16 protein-coding genes are annotated in these 17,627 nt (G+C 37.5%); 3 read left to right on the top strand and 13 right to left on the bottom strand.

From position 1 onward, the window contains the following. Positions 1 to 36 precede the first annotated feature (36 nt). Together ACLBWE_RS15440 and ACLBWE_RS15435 are read right to left on the bottom strand one after the other, a co-directional pair. On the bottom strand, positions 37 to 690 hold the full coding sequence (locus tag ACLBWE_RS15440; protein WP_045430435.1) for a glutathione S-transferase family protein: 654 nt from the start codon (positions 688 to 690) through the stop codon (positions 37 to 39). A gap of 225 nt (positions 691 to 915) precedes the next feature. Continuing rightward, entirely contained in the window at positions 916 to 2,118 is a 1,203-nt protein-coding gene (locus ACLBWE_RS15435; RefSeq protein WP_447603885.1) for an MFS transporter, read from the bottom strand. Between the two features lie 133 nt (positions 2,119 to 2,251). On the opposite strand from ACLBWE_RS15435, the gene ACLBWE_RS15430 reads away from it, so the two are divergent. Further along, on the top strand, positions 2,252 to 2,824 hold the full coding sequence (locus tag ACLBWE_RS15430; protein WP_447603883.1) for a TetR/AcrR family transcriptional regulator: 573 nt from the start codon (positions 2,252 to 2,254) through the stop codon (positions 2,822 to 2,824). Between the two features lie 446 nt (positions 2,825 to 3,270). Further along, entirely contained in the window at positions 3,271 to 4,569 is a 1,299-nt protein-coding gene (locus ACLBWE_RS15425) for a dicarboxylate/amino acid:cation symporter (RefSeq protein WP_003652519.1), read from the top strand. 167 nt (positions 4,570 to 4,736) lie between these two features. On the opposite strand, the gene ACLBWE_RS15420 is transcribed toward ACLBWE_RS15425, so the two are convergent. The 11 genes from ACLBWE_RS15420 to ACLBWE_RS15370 all read right to left on the bottom strand — a co-directional run bounded on the left by ACLBWE_RS15420 (position 4,737) and on the right by ACLBWE_RS15370 (position 15,261). Next, complete coding sequence (locus tag ACLBWE_RS15420) at positions 4,737 to 4,940, bottom strand: hypothetical protein (protein ID WP_003652518.1); 204 nt, start codon at positions 4,938 to 4,940, stop codon at positions 4,737 to 4,739. 344 nt (positions 4,941 to 5,284) lie between these two features. Then, complete coding sequence (gloB, locus tag ACLBWE_RS15415; RefSeq protein WP_348948097.1) at positions 5,285 to 6,016, bottom strand: hydroxyacylglutathione hydrolase; 732 nt, start codon at positions 6,014 to 6,016, stop codon at positions 5,285 to 5,287. 160 nt (positions 6,017 to 6,176) lie between these two features. Continuing rightward, positions 6,177 to 6,872 carry a methionine ABC transporter permease gene (locus tag ACLBWE_RS15410; RefSeq protein WP_003652516.1) on the bottom strand — a complete coding sequence of 232 codons (696 nt, stop codon included), beginning with the start codon at positions 6,870 to 6,872 and terminating at the stop codon, positions 6,177 to 6,179. Next, positions 6,869 to 7,894: a methionine ABC transporter ATP-binding protein gene (locus ACLBWE_RS15405; RefSeq protein WP_003652515.1), complete on the bottom strand. Its 1,026-nt coding sequence runs from the start codon at positions 7,892 to 7,894 to the stop codon at positions 6,869 to 6,871. Before ACLBWE_RS15405 ends, ACLBWE_RS15410 begins: the two co-directional genes overlap by 4 nt. 75 nt (positions 7,895 to 7,969) lie before the next feature. Further along, positions 7,970 to 8,842 (bottom strand): MetQ/NlpA family ABC transporter substrate-binding protein, encoded by an 873-nt coding sequence (locus ACLBWE_RS15400; RefSeq protein ID WP_005039576.1) that lies wholly within the window; start codon positions 8,840 to 8,842, stop codon positions 7,970 to 7,972. Between the two features lie 490 nt (positions 8,843 to 9,332). Next, on the bottom strand, positions 9,333 to 10,616 hold the full coding sequence (gene purD, locus ACLBWE_RS15395; protein WP_447603879.1) for a phosphoribosylamine--glycine ligase: 1,284 nt from the start codon (positions 10,614 to 10,616) through the stop codon (positions 9,333 to 9,335). A gap of 125 nt (positions 10,617 to 10,741) precedes the next feature. Continuing rightward, positions 10,742 to 12,316, bottom strand: coding sequence for a bifunctional phosphoribosylaminoimidazolecarboxamide formyltransferase/IMP cyclohydrolase (gene purH / locus ACLBWE_RS15390; RefSeq protein WP_035361157.1), 1,575 nt, complete (start codon positions 12,314 to 12,316; stop codon positions 10,742 to 10,744). Positions 12,317 to 12,401: 85 nt separating this feature from the next. Then, positions 12,402 to 12,671: a DNA-binding transcriptional regulator Fis gene (gene fis / locus ACLBWE_RS15385; RefSeq protein ID WP_001086304.1), complete on the bottom strand. Its 270-nt coding sequence runs from the start codon at positions 12,669 to 12,671 to the stop codon at positions 12,402 to 12,404. Between the two features lie 376 nt (positions 12,672 to 13,047). Further along, positions 13,048 to 13,893, bottom strand: a complete 846-nt coding sequence (locus tag ACLBWE_RS15380) for a DUF3426 domain-containing protein (RefSeq protein WP_348948092.1) — start codon at positions 13,891 to 13,893, stop codon at positions 13,048 to 13,050. A gap of 13 nt (positions 13,894 to 13,906) precedes the next feature. Next, complete coding sequence (prmA, locus tag ACLBWE_RS15375; RefSeq protein WP_447603875.1) at positions 13,907 to 14,812, bottom strand: 50S ribosomal protein L11 methyltransferase; 906 nt, start codon at positions 14,810 to 14,812, stop codon at positions 13,907 to 13,909. Between the two features lie 155 nt (positions 14,813 to 14,967). Next, positions 14,968 to 15,261: a hypothetical protein gene (locus tag ACLBWE_RS15370; protein WP_198495491.1), complete on the bottom strand. Its 294-nt coding sequence runs from the start codon at positions 15,259 to 15,261 to the stop codon at positions 14,968 to 14,970. A gap of 232 nt (positions 15,262 to 15,493) precedes the next feature. Here ACLBWE_RS15370 and mnmG point away from each other — a divergent pair, with 232 nt between their 5' ends. Next, entirely contained in the window at positions 15,494 to 17,374 is a 1,881-nt protein-coding gene (mnmG, locus tag ACLBWE_RS15365) for a tRNA uridine-5-carboxymethylaminomethyl(34) synthesis enzyme MnmG (RefSeq protein WP_209831101.1), read from the top strand. The last annotated feature ends 253 nt before the right edge of the window (positions 17,375 to 17,627 follow it).

The raw sequence follows: 17,627 nt of genomic DNA, 5'->3' as shown, positions 1-17,627 counted from the left end.
TTAGCTTAATAAATGTAGAATGCTTAAATGATATGTTTAAGCATTCTTCTTGGCATCTGCCGCTGCAAAATGAGCCATTTGGTCAGCATACGCTTTTTGAAAAGAAGGGCGTATAGTCGCTCTCTGAACATATGCGAGACAATGGGGAAATTCTGTCAACCCATCAAATTTATTCACCAAACGTAATACGTCAGCCATAACAATATCGGCAATAGAAAACGACTGAGCTAACCATTCACGCTCTGCAAGAAACGACTCCATATGTTGAAGGCGAGACTGAAGAAAGGCATCAAATTGTTTGTGTGCGGGAGTATCTGTCTGAGCATTAGAAAATCTTAATAAAGCCCAAGGAAGACTCGCCATTTCTACTGAATTAAGTGCTGCAAATAACCATTCTATAACTTCATTACGCTGTTTTGGATCTGTAGGTAAAAGTACACGACTACGTTCACCCAAATAAAATAAGATAGCGCCACTTTCAAAAATTGAAATATCACCATCTGTTAACCAAGGAACTTGCCCAAAAGGTTGGTGAGCAAAATGATCAGCTCCTCGCTCATAAAAAGATACGCTATTTATTTTATAGGGCATTTTTGCCTCTTCTAATGCCCATCTTATCCTTATATCTCTTACAAAACCTCGTGGTAATTCTGGAACCCAGTCAAAAGTTGTCAAAATGAAATTATTCATAATAAATTTCCTTATATTTTATAATGATAACTCAAACGTACTTTTGAGCCTGTTACTTATTTTTCATCTAAATTCATCTTGCGATTGAATCTTGATATTAAAAATAGTCTAACGAATTTGAATAGATATGAATGTAGCAATCAGAAGCTAAATTATTTATTTAAGTATTATTTGTTTTTAATTGTTTAAGTCAGCTTCATTTGAGGCTGACTTTTTAACAAATCATTATTTGCTTTTAATATTTTTAAGAATCATTACAAGGGCAATCAGAGCAAGGCCAATAATTAAACTCATATAAATATTAGCACTGTTCATAAGTCCAATTTTACCCACAAAATAACCTGCAAGAATTGCCGGAATACTAAAAGCCAAATAGCTTTCAACAAAAAATGCAGCCATAAGGCCTGCGCGTTCTTCTGGTAACGCAAGCGGCATGACTGTGCGAATTGCTCCCATAAAAGCGGTACCAAAACCTACTCCAGTAATAATAGAGCCTAAAAATAAAACCACTGCGCTTGTAAAATTAATCGCTAAAAATAAAACGGTTGCTCCAATAATGATGGATAAGGTACCCGTGAGCAAAATACGAAAATTTGTAGATTTTCTTAGCGTTAAAATACCTGCTGCACCTGAAAGAGCAAGCGCCATAAACATAATCCCGTTTAACCATGCAGAAGAGGTTTGAAAAATCTTTGCAAGTAAAGAGGGCATAAGTGATAAGAAAAAACCACTGACCATCCAAAGTGCAATGTTAATAGGACTAATGCTTAATAAAGCACTTCTTGCTTGATGAGGAATAGCCATGTTGGGTTTTAAAGAAGCAAGTGCACCCGATCTTTTTTGTGCAGTTTCAGGATTAAAGAAACTTAAAATGAGTTGAAATGCAAAGAGAACACATAAAAGCTCAAAAACGAGCTGCAAGGGTTGTGATGAAAATTGCAAAATAGTACATGTAATAAAGATGCCAGCTGCCATACCGACCATTGGAGCAATACTATTAATCAAGGAGCCCTGATGTTTGCTGAAATCTAAAATTGCGGCTCCTATGGCAGAAACAGCAAGTCCGGTCGCGATGCCTTGCAGCCCACGAGCAATAAATAGCATAGAAACATCTGAGGCAAAAAGGAAAAAGCTCATTGAAACAATTTGCAGAAAAATCGCTGAAAGAATGACAGGTCGACGTCCAATATAATCAGATAAAGAGCCAATAATGAGTAAAGAAGCAAGTAAGGTAAACGCGTAGGTCGCAAAAATTAAGGTTAATGTAACAGGCGAAAATTGCCATGCTTGCTGATACAAGCGATATAGAGGAGTCGGTGAGCTGGACGCGGCCATAAATGTCATGAGCGTGATCGTGTTTAAGGTCAACGCAACTCTTGAATCTAACTGAAAAACAGATCTAGACCGTTTCGAACTTGAATTGTTCATATAAGATGAATAACATAAAAGCGAATATTTAGCTTTTATACATTATTTTTACACTAAAGCAAATCCTTAGCTTTAGTGTATTTTGTATATGCAAATAATATTTTAATTATTTTTATTGAAGTAGAGCTGATTAATGGCAAAAGTTGTTACTGGGTTACGACCGGGCGGCCGTAGTGAAAGAATTCAAACTGCGGTACACCAAGCAGTCAAAGAGCTTCAAAAAACATTGGAGCAAAGCCAAATCACCATACCCATGATCGCTCATGAGGCAGGAGTAACACCTTCAACAATTTATCGCCGTTGGGGAGACATTAATCAGTTATTTTCAGACGTTGCTCTAAATGAACTCAAACCTGATATGGAGCCAAAAGATTTAGGTTCATTTCAACTTGATGTTACCGCATGGGTCGAACAGTATTTTGAAGAGTATTCTTCTGAAGTGGGACAGGTCTTACTACGTGATGTGTTATATGCAGCTGAATCTTCAAATGCCCGACAATGCGAAAGCTTAATTATTCAGCAACTCGATATTATTCAAGCTCGATCAAAACTACGTCATGAACCAACCATATCGAATCAAGAAATTATCGAAGCAGTCATTGCTCCAATGTTGTTTAGAATCTTATTCACTGACCACACCTTATGCTTAGACTATGTCCATATTTTATTAGAGCGGTTATTTAAGGCTCATCCCAATTTTAATTAATTTATAGCGGCCTATTAGTCTAAATATTTAACAAGAAATAGACGCGGTTTCTCATTAAAAAAATATATATCAGTTTTTCTTATTATTTTTAAAATAAATTTTCATAATTTATAATTCATATGTTTTACACAAAATCATTTATTTAATAAATGGTTGGCTTGAGGTGGATAAACAAGTACTCATGGCGGGTTTTATCACTTTTTATGGTGTAAAATTTTAATATAAATAATGGCTTATTTAAAAAATTAACTATTTTTTTGATATTTAAAACTTAAAAATAAAAAGTATTCTATACAATTTAACGCATGATTTTTGAATTTAACATTTTTTAAATTTATGACACAGGGTGTTTTTTATTCTTTACAATGGCTTTTCCTTGTTAAAGCAGCTTGTGGTGCTTGCTTTATATTTTATTTTTTTATCCCCATCGAAAAGGTATTTAGATAATGGATTTCAATACCCTTGACCAAGAAGCAGTACAGAAAAAACAGAAATTTCACCAAATTTTGTATGTACAGGTCATTTTTGCAATTATTTTGGGCATTTTAATTGGTCATTTTTACCCAGAACTTGGCGAAAGTTTAAAACCACTTGGTGATGCATTCATCAAGATCGTTAAAATGATTATCGCTCCCGTCATCTTTTTAACTGTTGTTACAGGCATTGCCAGTATGACAAACATGAGCCGAGTCGGCCGTGTAACTGGTAAAGCTATGCTCTACTTTTTAACCTTCTCAAGCTTGGCACTTGTGGTTGGTATGATTGTGGCAAATATTATCCAACCGGGTAAAGGCCTTAACATTGATCCAGCTACCTTAGTCAACGACAAAGTAAATACTTATGTTGAAAAGGCGCATGCAACAAATATTACCGACTTCTTCATGAATATTATCCCGCAAACATTAGTCAGCCCTCTGGCTGGTGGCGAGATTTTACAGGTGTTATTTGTAGCGGTGCTATTTGGTATTTCTTTGGCTGCTTTGGGTGACCGGGCACGTCCAATTACCGATTTCTTAAATAACTTAACAGCTCCAGTTTTCTACTTGGTTGGTATGTTAATGAAGCTTGCCCCAATCGGTGCTTTTGGTGCAATGGCTTTTACGATCGGTGCATATGGAATCGAATCAATTGGTAATTTATTACTGTTAATCATGACGTTCTACATTACTGCTGTGTTATTTATTCTAGTGATTTTAGGTGCAGTAGCTCGTTATAACGGTTTTTCAATTATTCATTTAATTCGTTATATCAAAGATGAACTTTGGTTGGTTTTGGGAACAAGTTCTTCTGAAGCAGCTTTGCCATCTTTGATGGACAAAATGCAAAAAGCAGGTTGTGAAAAATCAGTTGTAGGTTTAGTCATTCCAACAGGTTATTCATTTAACCTTGACGGTACAAATATCTATATGACTATGGCGGCTCTGTTTATTGCACAAGCTTGTAATGTAGATTTATCAATTAGTGAGCAAATCGCATTGCTTTTAGTGGCAATGGTCAGTTCTAAAGGGGCAGCAGGGGTGACTGGTGCAGGCTTTATTACTCTAGCTGCAACTTTATCGGTTGTACCAGCCGTTCCTGTCGCAGGTATGGCTTTAATTCTTGGTATTGACCGCTTTATGTCTGAGTGCCGTGCTTTAACAAATCTAGTGGGTAATGCATGTGCAACAATTGTTGTGGCACGTTGGGATAAGGCTTTAGATAAAGATCTTCTTGATAAAGCATTAAAGAACCCTAAAGCAGATTAACCTTACAAAAAAATCTGTAGCTAAGGGCAATTTGGGAGAATAGCCCAGCTACAGATTTTTTGTTTAATATCTAAAAATATATTTTTAATTAAGCCATTCTAAAGTTCTGCAACATTACTTATCTTTCAATAAAGACCAGACAGTAATTTAAATCAAGTCGTGAAAAATTATGCTTTTAAGTGATCCTCAAACTCTTCACCTAATTGCATAGCTAATGAATTACCTGCTAACTCACAGGTCACCAAACCATATTCTTTTTTAAAACTAAAAGTAAAACCTTTCCCGTCAGCAAGATTTTTAACTGAATATCCTAACTTTTCTAACCAAATACGAAACGCAATCAAATTTTTAGCTTTAACAACCTTTTTCACGTGAGAACTCCTTCTATCCGTGGCATTACATCTTATTTATTAATAGGGTTTTAATTAGATTTTTTAAAGGGGTAAAACTTTTTTTTATTTTTCAACTTGTAAAAAAGTAAGAAAAGATTTTATTTTTATAAAATCATAAGTGCGTTATATTACTAAAAAATAATAACTTTTTATTTAAAGAGCTATTTTCTTGAGTGTTTTTAAAAAATATAAATTCAACGTTGTTTTTAGAATAATGAGCAAATAAAAAACAGAGTAAATGTAAAAAATAATTACAGGCAACAGGTAATAAGCAAAAAGATACAGTTCTTAAATGAAACCATATCTTCTTTGAAAGCTTAATTTTAGAAATTATCTTTAAGAGCACGCAGGTGGGCGAAGTCTTCAACACTTTCTGCGCGAAGAAAGGGGTTGGTTGCTAATTCAAGTTCAATCGTGCTTGGTAGGGTGATTAATCCTTGTTTACGTAGCTCACGGACTTCTTCAGCTCGTTCTAATAAGGCATGGTTATGCGGTTCTACTGTTAAGGCAAATTCGGCATTTGAAAGCGTGTATTCGTGCGTGCAATATACTTTTGTATGGGTTGGTAATGCTGCTAAACGGCTCAGTGAGTGATACATTTGTTCAGCTGTGCCTTCAAATAATCGACCACATCCCATTGCAAATAAGGTATCACCGCAAAATACAGCCTCTAATTCTTCAATAAAATATACAATGTGCCCTAAGGTATGACCTGGGGTTGCAATAATTTCTACTTTTAAATCATTAAATTTTAGATGATCATCATGTTGTAAGGGGTGAGTAATTCCCGAAATTTTTGTGAGCTCATCACGTGGGCCATACACAGTAATATTTTGGGCAGCAGTTAAATCAGCAACACCCCCGATATGGTCTTTATGCCAATGAGTAAGCCAGATTTGTTTCAAATTTAACTGATGGTTCTGACAAAATTGAGTTACCAGTTCTGCTTCTGTTGGGTCGACTGCAACAGCTTCTTGGGTTTCAGTATCTTCTAAAATCCAGATATAGTTTTGGAGGGCATTCTGCACATCAATAAAATGAATTCTATAACGCATTGTTTTATCCTGAAACTAAATCCAAAGAGTAAATGAATAATGACTAATTCTGATCATACCAGAAAATGGTATTGAGCCATGCACTCAACTGTCTTTAAGAACAGGGTGATATAAAACAAAAAAAGCCCCCTAGAAGAGAGCTTTTTTTTGTATGGATGACTTAACGGAGCTTGGCGAGCCAGTTCCCTAGCGTCTGTACAATCTGTACTAATAGCAATAGGATAATGACTGTTAAAATCACAACGCTAGTATCAAAACGTTGATAACCATACGAAATTGCTAAATCACCAATACCACCTGCGCCAACAGCACCAGCCATGGCGGTTGCACCAATAAGACTGATTGTCGCTGTGGTAAGGTTTAAAATGAGTGAGCTGCGTGCTTCCGGCAAAATAAAGCGAGAGATAATTTGCCAAGGTGTAGCACCCATCGCTTGAGCAGATTCAATAATTCCTTCATTTACTTCAAGCAATGAAGTTTCAATCAGACGTCCCATATAAGGGCCAACATAAATAGTCAATGGAACAATAGCTGCCCACGTACCAATTGAAGTACCTACTAATAGCTTAGTAAGAGGAATCACTGCAATGAGTAAAATAATAAAAGGAAGAGAGCGTAAAGCATTTACAATTGGATTAAGTAAATGATAAATCACTTTATTGGGTAAAATGCCTTCTGGACGGGTAACTAATAAAATAATTCCCTGAATAAATCCCCAAATGCCGCCAAACAAAAGTGCGAAGAAAACCATATGAAAGGTTTCTTGTAAAGCTGTTACGAACTGATCAATAGAAAGGGAACTATGCCAGAAAGGTTGAGTGAGTTCAGTTAACCACTGTACGATTAAATCTCTCATACTTGATCTCCTGATTGAACTACACCCACTTCATTTTGTTCCAAAAACTCAATAGCCTGCTTAATGAGCTGAGGATCACCTAAAAGCTGCACAAACATTTGACCAATGACTGTGCCATTAATTTCAGTCATGTTGGCAAATAAAATATTTAAGCTAATATCGAATTTTTTAATCAGTGACTGAATTACAGGTTCTTGAGCAGAACGCCCTAAAAACTGTAAACAGTAAATACTATGATGATGCTGGTTTTCGAGCTGATTTAAAATATTCACAGGCAACTGTTGATGTAAAACAGTTTGAATGAAGTTTTTAGTGGTTGGATGTTGAGGTTTACTAAAGATATCAATCGTTGAACCTTGTTCAATGACTTTACCTGCTTCCATCACAGCCACATGATCACAAATAGTTTCAATGACATCCATTTCATGGGTCACCATAACAATCGTGATTTTTTGCTCTTGATTAATTTTCTTGAGTAGTTCTAAAACTGACTTGGTTGTTTGCGGGTCTAGGGCAGAGGTTGCTTCATCACATAAAAGAATCTTTGGATGATTTGCCAAAGCACGGGCAATACCGACACGTTGCTTTTGTCCGCCAGAAAGTTCATCTGGATAAGCATCTTTTTTATGCTTAAGATCAATGAACTCCAACAACTCATTTAAGCGCTTTTCACGTTCTACTTTATTGTAATTCAGTAGTCGCATTGGCATTTCAATATTTTCAGCAACCGTCTTGGTTTGTAGCAGATTGAAGTGCTGAAAAATCATGCCAATACTTGCACGTTCCTGACGTAATGAGCGTGCATCCAAAGCGGTGAAATCTTTCTGATTAATAATGATTTGACCTTCTGTTGGTCGCTCAAGTAGGTTGATCAGGCGGATTAAGGTACTTTTACCTGCACCACTATAGCCAATGATGCCAAAAATACTGCCCTCTGGAATCTCTAAATTGATTTGGTCGAGTGCGCGTATGGTTTGACTTTTGAGCTGATAGTGCTTTGAAATGTTTTTAAATTGAATCATATCGTCAGAAGCTATGCTGGAAAGAAAAAACAGGCAAAGAGAGTTTGCCTGTTTCACGTTTCCGCTATTATATTACTATTTAGCTTCTGAGAGATAGCTGATTGGTTGATCTACGTCAACTTTTGTTCCACCAAAACGCTCTGTTACATACTTTTTAGCTGCTGCACTGTGATATAGCTGTCCAACTTTTTGCAAAACAGCATCATTTTTACGTGAATCAGCAGTTGCAAGAACGTTAACATTAAGTCGTGTGCTTTGATCAACAGGCTCATAGAAAATAGAATCTTTGAGTACGTTCAAACCACCTTCCATTGCTAAGGTGTTACCTAATACAACGGCATCAACTTCGTCTTTAATACGTAATGCAGTTGCCATTTGGATTGGTTTGATATCGATCTTTTTACTATTTTCGATGATATCGTTTGGACTGCCTTGAGCTGGGTTAAAATCAGCTTTAAGTTTGATTAAGCCAGCTGTTTGTAATAAAAGTAAAGCACGAGCTTCGTTGGCAGCATCATTTGGGATTGCAATAATTGCACCCTCTGCGAGCTCATCAATTTTTTTATGTTTACTTGAATAGATACCCATTGGTTCAAGATATGTGGTAGAAACCGGTGCAATTTTATCTTGGTTTGATTTATTAAATGCAACAAGATAAGAATAAGATTGGAAAGCATTCAGATCTACTTCTTTGTTTGCAATGGCTGCATTCATAGAAACATAGTCTGTGAAGTTTTTCACTTCTAACTTTAAGCCAGCAGCTTGGGTTTCAGGCAAAGTTGCGATATAACGCCAAATATCAGCATCTGAACCTGTAGAGGCAATTACTACCGTTTGTAATTGGGAGCTATCATTGTTTTGGTTTGTTTGTGGAGCACTTTCTTGTTTACCACATGCTGCCAATAATACTACTGACATACTTAAAAAAAGACTGATCAGCTTTTTCATTTAAAAAAGTCCTGATTGAGGAGATATAGAAAAATAAGTATTGATCTATATCTATATGAAATGGGAGGAGTTGGAATTACAACTGGTTTAAACTCTGGTATCTTTTGGTGGGGTTTCATAATTTGCTTGCATATTTTGGCGGTAGGAGAGGGTAATTGTTTTATAAACAAAAACTGTTTCCCCAAACAGTTAATCCCCAAACATTAGCCAAACGAGTGTTCATAAACTTAGAACATTAAAAAACTCTCTACAGTTATAATGTGTAGAGCAAGTCGCTATGAAAATTATTAAAACAGCAGTGTTTATTGACAGTTCCAACGTTATGCTAATCATATCAATAAAAGTGTGCTTGATATAGGGGGCTTCTTTTTTATTTATTGATATCTTTAGAAATATAATAAAGATTTATACGATTTGCTTATATTGTGTCACATGATAGAAAAGCCTCTATATAGAGGCTTTTCATTAAAGTTTTAAACTTGTGAAGTTTTTAAGCTTTTTCACGTGCAATTGCGCGGTAGCCAATGTCGCTACGATATTGCATACCCGTAAAGTTAACTTGTCCGCATACTTCTAGCGCGTTAATTTGTGCTTCCAGAACGCTGTCGCCTAATGCTGTTACACAAAGAACTCGACCACCAGAAGTCACAATGTGACCATCTTCACGAGTTGCAGTGCCTGCATGGAAAATTTTAGTATCTTCAGGTGATTGTCCGATACCTGAAATTACATCGCCTTTGCGTACGCTATCAGGATAGCCTTCTGCTGCGATTACAATACCGATTGACTTGCGTTCATCCCATTCAGCTTCTTTTGGTAAGTTACCAGCAATACCAGCTTCTACCAATTCAACAAGAGATGACTTTAAACGCATCATGATCGGTTGGGTTTCAGGGTCACCAAAACGACAGTTAAACTCGATCACACGTGGTTGACCTTGCTCATCAATCATTAGGCCAGCATATAAGAAACCAGTGTAAACATGTCCGTCAGCAGCCATACCTTCTACGGTTGGGTGCATGATTTCAGACATAACACGTTCGAAAATGTCAGAAGTTACAACTGGAGCAGGAGAGTATGCACCCATACCGCCAGTGTTAGGACCTTGATCACCTTCAAAAATACGCTTGTGATCTTGTGAAGTTGCCATTGGTAAAATATTTTTACCATCAATCATACAAATGAAAGAAGCTTCTTCACCTGCAAGGAACTGTTCAATCACAACGCGTGAACCAGCATCACCAAATTTGTTGCCTGCAAGCATGTCATCAATTGCTGCAAAAGCTTCTTCGTTGGTCATTGCAACGATTACACCTTTACCGGCAGCAAGGCCGTCAGCTTTAATTACAATTGGCGCACCATTTTTTTCAACATAAGCTTTGGCTGCATCTACTTCAGTGAAAACGTCATAGAAAGCAGTTGGAATGTTGTGACGCTTTAAAAAGTGTTTGGCAAATGCTTTTGAGCCTTCAAGCTGCGCTGCATATTGAGTAGGTCCCCAAATTTTTAAACCTGCTTCACGTGCAGCATCTACCACACCATTAACTAATGGCGCTTCTGGACCAACAATAATAAGATCAACATTATTTTCTTTAGCAAAAGCAATGATTGCTGTGTTGTCTAAAATATCAAGCTGAACATTAAGACATTTGTCTTCTGTCGCAGTTCCAGCATTACCTGGTGCAACAAAAACTTGAGTAACATTGGTATCTTGCGCAATTTTCCATGCTAAAGCATGTTCACGACCACCACTACCTAAAACTAAAATATTCATTTTTAATTTGTTCCTTAACTTTAATCCTTTTTCATCCCCCTCTATCCCTCAAGGTGGAGAGTTAGCTCCATTATTGTGGAAAACCCTCCTGAATGAAAGGAGGGTTAGGGAGGACTAAATTTAAATTAGTGGCGGAAGTGGCGCATACCAGTGAAGACCATTGCAATACCAGCTTCATCAGCTGCTGCAATAACTTCCTCATCACGCATAGAGCCACCTGGTTGAATAATGCATTTAATGCCAGCTTTAGCCGCATTATCAATACCGTCACGGAACGGGAAGAATGCATCAGATGCCATTACAGCGCCTTCAACAACCAAACCAGCATGTTCAGCTTTAATGGCAGCAATACGAGCTGAGTTAACACGGCTCATTTGACCTGCACCTACACCAATAGTTTGGCGGTTTTTCGCATAAACAATTGCATTTGATTTTACATATTTCGCAACTTTCCAAGCAAAGATGAGGTCATCAATTTCTTGTTCAGTTGGTGCGCATTTGGTTACTACTTTAAGATCATCTTTAGTAATCATACCTAAGTCTTGATCTTGAACTAATAAACCGCCATTAACGCGTTTGTAGTCAAGTTGTGGTGCACGTGCGTCAATCGCAGGTAATTCGCCACAAACTAAAACACGTACGTTTTTCTTAGCGCCAGTAACTTCAAGCACGCCATCAGCAATACTTGGAGCAATGATTACTTCAACGAATTGACGCTCTACAATTGCTTGAGCAGTTGCAACATCTAACTCACGGTTAAATGCAATAATACCGCCGAAAGCAGATTCTGGGTCAGTCGCATAAGCTAAATCGTAAGCAGCTTTAATGCCGTCTAAAGAAACAGCAACACCACAAGGATTAGCGTGTTTTACAATCACACAAGCAGGTTTTGCAAATGATTTCACACATTCAAGTGCCGCATCTGTATCTGCAATGTTGTTATAAGACAATTCTTTGCCTTGTAACTGTTTTGCCGTAGAAACTGACGCTTCTTTTGCATTTGCTTCAACGTAAAATGCAGCAGATTGATGTGGGTTTTCACCGTAACGTAAATCTTGTGCTTTGTTTAATTGAGTATTGAACGTACGAGGGAATAAATCAGCTTCACCTTCGGTCTTGCCAACGCGAGCACCTAGGTAAGAAGCGATCATGCCGTCATATTGAGCTGTATGTTCAAATGCTTTAACAGCTAAATCGAAGCGTGTTTCATAAGAAAGTGAACCAGCAGCTTTTAATTCAGTAATAACTGTATCGTAATCTGAAGCATTTACAACAATACCGACAGAAGCGTGGTTTTTAGCAGCAGCACGAACCATTGTTGGACCGCCGATGTCGATATTTTCGATAGCATCAGCAAGTGAACAGTTAGGTTTTGCAACTGTTGCAGCGAATGGATAAAGGTTCACAACAACAAGATCAATCGGATCGATGTTGTGTTCTTCCATTACTGCTTCGTCTAAACCGCGGCGAGCGAGAATACCGCCATGAATTTTTGGATGTAATGTCTTAACACGACCATCCATCATTTCAGGGAAGCCAGTATGTTCAGATACTTCAACCACAGCGATATTATTATCTTTAAGCAACTTGTATGTGCCGCCTGTAGATAATAGTTCTACCCCTAAAGCTGCAAGGTTTTGAGCAAATTCGACAATTCCTGTCTTGTCAGATACAGAAATCAAAGCACGTTTAATAGTCATGATGTTTAATTCAACAATTTCAAGTCTACGGATTAAAACCAATAAGCATAAAAAAATGCCCACGACGTCGTGAGCATTTTATCATTTATTCACTCATCAAACCGTGAGCTTTTAACTTTTTGCGTAAAGTGCCACGGTTGAGTCCAAGAATCTCTGCAGCACGGGTCTGATTACCACGTGTATATTCAAGAACTACAGATAAAAGAGGTTTCTCCATTTCTGCTAGCACCATGTCATATACCTGAGATGGCTGCTCACCTTGCAATTGTGCAAAATAATGACGAACTGCGCGATCCACGTGGATGCGAAGAGCAACATCAGATTGTGCAGTAAAAATAGGAGATTTGCTATTCATGCGAGTTAATCCGAAAATCAAATACTAGCTTGGATAAAGTAGTATATAAATGTGGTCTAAAAATACGGAGTCCTGTTTTAGATCCTAAAACAGTGACTCTAAAACATAAGAACAATTAGCTTGCCATATTTCTTCGTATTGAATAAAAAATAAGCGTAACAATAGTTAAATATTTGTTACAGCTCCCTCAAAAACAAAAAAAGTTAGGCTATGTGCTTAATGTAGAAAAGCACACATGCTTAACAGTATTTTTTTTGGATTGAGAGCGAGGAGTATATGAGTCAAAGCTTTCGTGGCGCGTATCATACCATTGTCTAGGAAAAAGTGAGCAAATTAACTGCATTTTTTTTTATTTTTTTTTCACTTTTTTTACATTTTAGGGGTGGACAATTTCTAATCGATAATTTAGTAGGCTTTTTTTGCTTCTGTTTAGCTCAAATTGGAATCGGAAAGGGGTATTCGAGGGAATGCGCTGAATACCTCGTAAGTTTTCAACAAGATACTGTTGAGGAGTCAATATAATTTCTTCTGTTTTGTTTGACTCTGTTGCGAAACTCAACTTTAAGTTAGGAAGTCCAATGCTTTTATCATTCTGATTAAGCAATATGCCTGAAAATTGCGTATGACTTGTGTCAACTTTGCGGAGTTTTAACTTTTCTATATAAATCAGTTGATATTGTTCAGCTGATTTATTGCAGTGCAGTATTTCACATACATAATTAAATGCATGGCTGACGGTTGGGCTTGCATGCATGAGCTTAGGATTAAACCAAAGAATTTGAAAAGTGAAGACTAAAATTAAAATAAGGTTGGCAGAGCTCCAAAGCGTGTAGTACAGCCAACTATGCTTTTTATTATTGTCTTGTTCTTGTGAAGATGCTTGTTCAGCTAAATTAAGATTTGGTAGAGCGTTAATAGGTTCGTTGTGAAAATAATTTAAGTTGTTGAGATAGGTTAAAAGATCAATATTCGAATTCTCAACTTTTTGATCAAAGATATCTAACACGTGAGAATGTGTCATATATCTAGTTTGCATTGAACCGTTGACTAATGTAGATGAGTTAACCATAACAGGCTGTTCAATATTAATCAGATGGGTGAGTGCATTAAAGCTCGAATCACATTTAGGGCAACAAACCATACCCTGAGCAACAGTTAATTGAGTAAGAGACACTTTATAGACTGTTAAGCATTTAGGGCAGCGGGTTTGTTTTTCATTCATGAGTTAAAAAATCTCAATTTATTGTTTTACGTTTTCCTGAAATGCGACACCAATTTTCTTCGCGTTTTTCGACATCTAATATATCAAAAAATTCAGAATAAACATGTGAAACATCAGCAACTTGCTCTTCAATTACACCTGCAAGTGCGAACTCACCGTCAGATTTAAGTAAATTTGCAAACTCCGGCGCAAGTGCCATTAATGGACCCGCTAAAATATTTGCAACTAAAACATCTGTCTGTTGAGGTTTGAACTCTTGATCAAATTCTTCAGGAAGACCTACATATAGTCGATCTAATACGCCATTAAGTTCAGCATTTTGTTTTGTTGCTAAAACAGCCTGAGGGTCAATATCAGTGGCATATACTTTTTTAGCGCCTAATAATAAAGCGGCTACACCTAAAATGCCTGAACCACAACCATAATCAATGACAATCTTATCTTTAACGTCAGTTTTACCTAACCATTGTAAACATAAGAATGTACTTGCGTGGTTACCTGTACCAAACGCAAGACCTGGGTCTAACTTAATATTAGTTGCATCAGCTTCTGGTGGCTCTAGCCATTCAGGTACGATCCAGAACTTTTCCCCAATTTGAATTGGCTCGTAATAGTCCATCCAAGCGCGTTCCCACACTTGATCTTCAAGTTCTTCATGACGGATAGGAGCGTCTGGAAGTTGAGCTTTTAAGAAAGCTTCTAAAGTATCGACATCAATAGGGTCTTGTTCGTCTTGTTGATAAATGCCTGTCACAATCACTTTATTCCATAAAGGTGTTTCACCTGGTAATGGTTCAAGTAAAGCCTGATCTTCAGCATCATCCAGAGTTACGCTTACCGCACCTAGAGACATTAAAAGTGTTTCTGTGAACTCAACTTGTGCTTGATCAACGGTAATGTGTATTTGTAACCACTTCACGAAAAGGACCTAAAAATTTTATTTAAAGGAGCATTGTAGCTGACTAGACAGTTTTAAAAAAGAAAGCGGCCCATCTTTAATGGACCGACTTTAAAAATACTGAGGGGGCATAGCGGAAAATAAATTGCTTCTTCTATACCTCATGTCGAAACAGATTAAGGAGCAGGGGCTTTAAATTGTAACTTACCATTTTCATTTGGTTGGCAAGTACCATTAAAGATTACGCCGTTATGGTTGTAAGCTACCCATTCACCTTGACTTTTTTTAGTACAAGCTCTCAGCTGTTTTTGCATCTCTGATTTGCTTGACTCAGCAGCATGATGAGCTGTTTTGCTTGATTTAGCCATATGAGTCGATTTAGCAGTATGATTAGTCGCAGCGTGGGTCAACGTTACGCCTGAAAAACAAAGTAGAGATGCGGTTAAGATTTTTAACATAGTCGTTTTCATTTTGTATTCCTTCTTGTCGCGTTAATTTTAAAGTCATAGAAGTGCTGTACATTTTTTATTCTAAGATGAATTTGTTTTAATAACATTCACTTTGTATTGAGTTCATGAAACAAAATGTCAAATCATGTGGCGTACCGTAAATTATGTGAAGATGATTTTGTAATTATGTACATCAATAGACAGATAATTTTGCTATAATGTTCCGTCTTTTTTTTTCTGGTGTTTTGTACTCATGCACTACCCTAAAGTTTATGATGTTATCGTTATCGGTGGCGGTCACGCAGGTACGGAAGCGGCCCTTGCTGCTGCGCGTATGGGACGACAGACTTTGCTTTTGACCCATAACATTGAGACTTTGGGTCAAATGAGTTGTAACCCAGCAATCGGTGGTATTGGTAAATCACATTTAGTACGTGAAATTGATGCACTTGGCGGTGCAATGGCTTTAGCTGCCGATAAAGGTGGTATCCAGTTCCGTATTTTAAATTCACGTAAAGGTGCGGCAGTACGTGCAACACGTGCTCAAGCTGACCGAGTTCGCTATAAAGCTGCCATCCGCGATACTTTGGAAAATCAAGCAAATCTTGATATTTTCCAGCAAGCGGCTGATGACCTGATTGTTGAAGGTGATACGGTTAAAGGCGTTGTTACCCAAATGGGTATTCGCTTTGACGCTAAAACTGTTGTGTTGACTACGGGTACATTCTTGGGTGGTGTAATCCACGTTGGTTTAGAAAAATCAAGTGGTGGTCGTGCAGGTGATCCTCCTTCAATTGCACTTGCTCAGCGTCTACGTGAATTAAAATTACCTGTGGGTCGTTTAAAAACGGGTACACCACCACGTATTGATGCACGTTCGGTTGATTTTTCAGTCATGATTCCACAGCCGGGTGATTTCCCATCTCCGGTTATGTCGTTCATGGGTGATGCTTCTATGCACCCTGAACAAGTAAATTGTTATATCACGCATACCAATGAAAAAACCCATGACATTATTCGTGGTGGTTTAGATCGTTCACCAATGTATACCGGTGTTATTGAAGGTGTGGGGCCACGTTACTGCCCATCAATCGAAGATAAAATTCACCGTTTCGCAGATAAAGATTCTCATCAGGTATTCTTGGAACCAGAAGGTTTAGATACACACGAACTTTATCCAAATGGTATTTCGACTTCGCTTCCATTTGATGTTCAGTTCGAGCTGGTTCGTTCTATTCGTGGTATGGAAAATGCGCATATTTTGCGTCCAGGCTATGCTATTGAATACGATTATTTCAATCCGCAAGCTTTGAAATTCACTCTTGAAACTAAAGCTATTAACGGGTTGTATTTTGCTGGCCAAATTAACGGTACAACAGGTTACGAAGAAGCAGGTGCTCAAGGTTTACTTGCTGGTTTAAATGCCGCACGCCGCGCGTGGGAGCAAGAAGAGTGGACACCTAAGCGTGACCAAGCTTACATGGGTGTATTGGTTGATGACCTCATTACTTTAGGTACTAAAGAACCATACCGTATGTTTACCTCACGTGCTGAATACCGTTTGATGTTGCGGGAAGACAATGCAGATCAGCGTTTAACGACTGTTGGGCGTGAACTTGGTTTGGTTGATGATGTGCGTTGGGCTGCTTATTGTGAAAAAATGGAAGCGGTTGAGCGTGAAACTTCTCGTTTACAACATTTGTGGGCAGCACCAAATAACCCTATGGGTAAAAAATTCGTTGAGATGACGGGTGCTGACTTAAGTAAAGAATGTAGTGCGATTGATTTGCTTAAACGCCCTAATATTAACTTTGGTCAAATTGCCGAACTTACGGGTTCTGAAGTTTCTGAGCAAGTTGGTGAGCAAATCGAGATTGCTGTGAAATATGAAGGTTATATTAACCGTCAGCATGAAGATGTGGCTCAGTTAAAGCGTCTTGAAGAAACCAAAATTCCTACCGATTTTAATTATGATATTGTGTCTGGTTTATCTCGTGAAATTACCCAGAAATTAAAAACGGTTCTTCCGGAAACATTAGCTCAAGCAAGTCGTATTCCTGGTGTTACACCAGCAGCTGTTCAACTTGTAATGATCACAATTCGTAAAAATAATATGATTAAGAAAACAGCTTAATCTTTTAAATGCAAAAAAGCCCAGTTAAGACTGGGCTTTTTTATTTTCTGTTCAAAAATATATGAAAACTTCCTAAGGAAGAAAATAGATTTCGCTTCCTTTTTTTCTTATTTCACATATTTCAAGCAGCCAGTTATATTAAATTCACGTTCAAACAAGAGGGCTTTAACCATGACAATGAAATCAATTCGCTACAATAGAAGTGAAATGGCATGCCAATGCTTATGTTCAAAATAGCGCAAAAGAAAGAGCA

It is taken from the genome of Acinetobacter sp. M5A5_2a, assembly GCF_053345265.1.
This window is presented reverse-complemented; position numbering and strand designations above follow the sequence as displayed.

Bases quoted from the DNA above. Each gene is read 5' to 3' on its own strand.
- ACLBWE_RS15410 (WP_003652516.1), bottom strand. From the start codon at position 6,872: ATGAGAGATTTAATCGTACAGTGGTTAACTGAACTCACTCAACCTTTC.
- ACLBWE_RS15425 (WP_003652519.1), top strand. From the start codon at position 3,271: ATGGATTTCAATACCCTTGACCAAGAAGCAGTACAGAAAAAACAGAAA.
- ACLBWE_RS15430 (WP_447603883.1), top strand. From the start codon at position 2,252: ATGGCAAAAGTTGTTACTGGGTTACGACCGGGCGGCCGTAGTGAAAGA.
- purH (WP_035361157.1), bottom strand. From the start codon at position 12,316: ATGACTATTAAACGTGCTTTGATTTCTGTATCTGACAAGACAGGAATT.
- ACLBWE_RS15400 (WP_005039576.1), bottom strand. From the start codon at position 8,842: ATGAAAAAGCTGATCAGTCTTTTTTTAAGTATGTCAGTAGTATTATTG.
- ACLBWE_RS15440 (WP_045430435.1), bottom strand. From the start codon at position 690: ATGAATAATTTCATTTTGACAACTTTTGACTGGGTTCCAGAATTACCA.
- ACLBWE_RS15380 (WP_348948092.1), bottom strand. From the start codon at position 13,893: ATGAATGAAAAACAAACCCGCTGCCCTAAATGCTTAACAGTCTATAAA.
- ACLBWE_RS15405 (WP_003652515.1), bottom strand. From the start codon at position 7,894: ATGATTCAATTTAAAAACATTTCAAAGCACTATCAGCTCAAAAGTCAA.
- ACLBWE_RS15370 (WP_198495491.1), bottom strand. From the start codon at position 15,261: ATGAAAACGACTATGTTAAAAATCTTAACCGCATCTCTACTTTGTTTT.
- gloB (WP_348948097.1), bottom strand. From the start codon at position 6,016: ATGCGTTATAGAATTCATTTTATTGATGTGCAGAATGCCCTCCAAAAC.
- ACLBWE_RS15435 (WP_447603885.1), bottom strand. From the start codon at position 2,118: ATGAACAATTCAAGTTCGAAACGGTCTAGATCTGTTTTTCAGTTAGAT.
- purD (WP_447603879.1), bottom strand. From the start codon at position 10,616: ATGAATATTTTAGTTTTAGGTAGTGGTGGTCGTGAACATGCTTTAGCA.
- mnmG (WP_209831101.1), top strand. From the start codon at position 15,494: ATGCACTACCCTAAAGTTTATGATGTTATCGTTATCGGTGGCGGTCAC.
- fis (WP_001086304.1), bottom strand. From the start codon at position 12,671: ATGAATAGCAAATCTCCTATTTTTACTGCACAATCTGATGTTGCTCTT.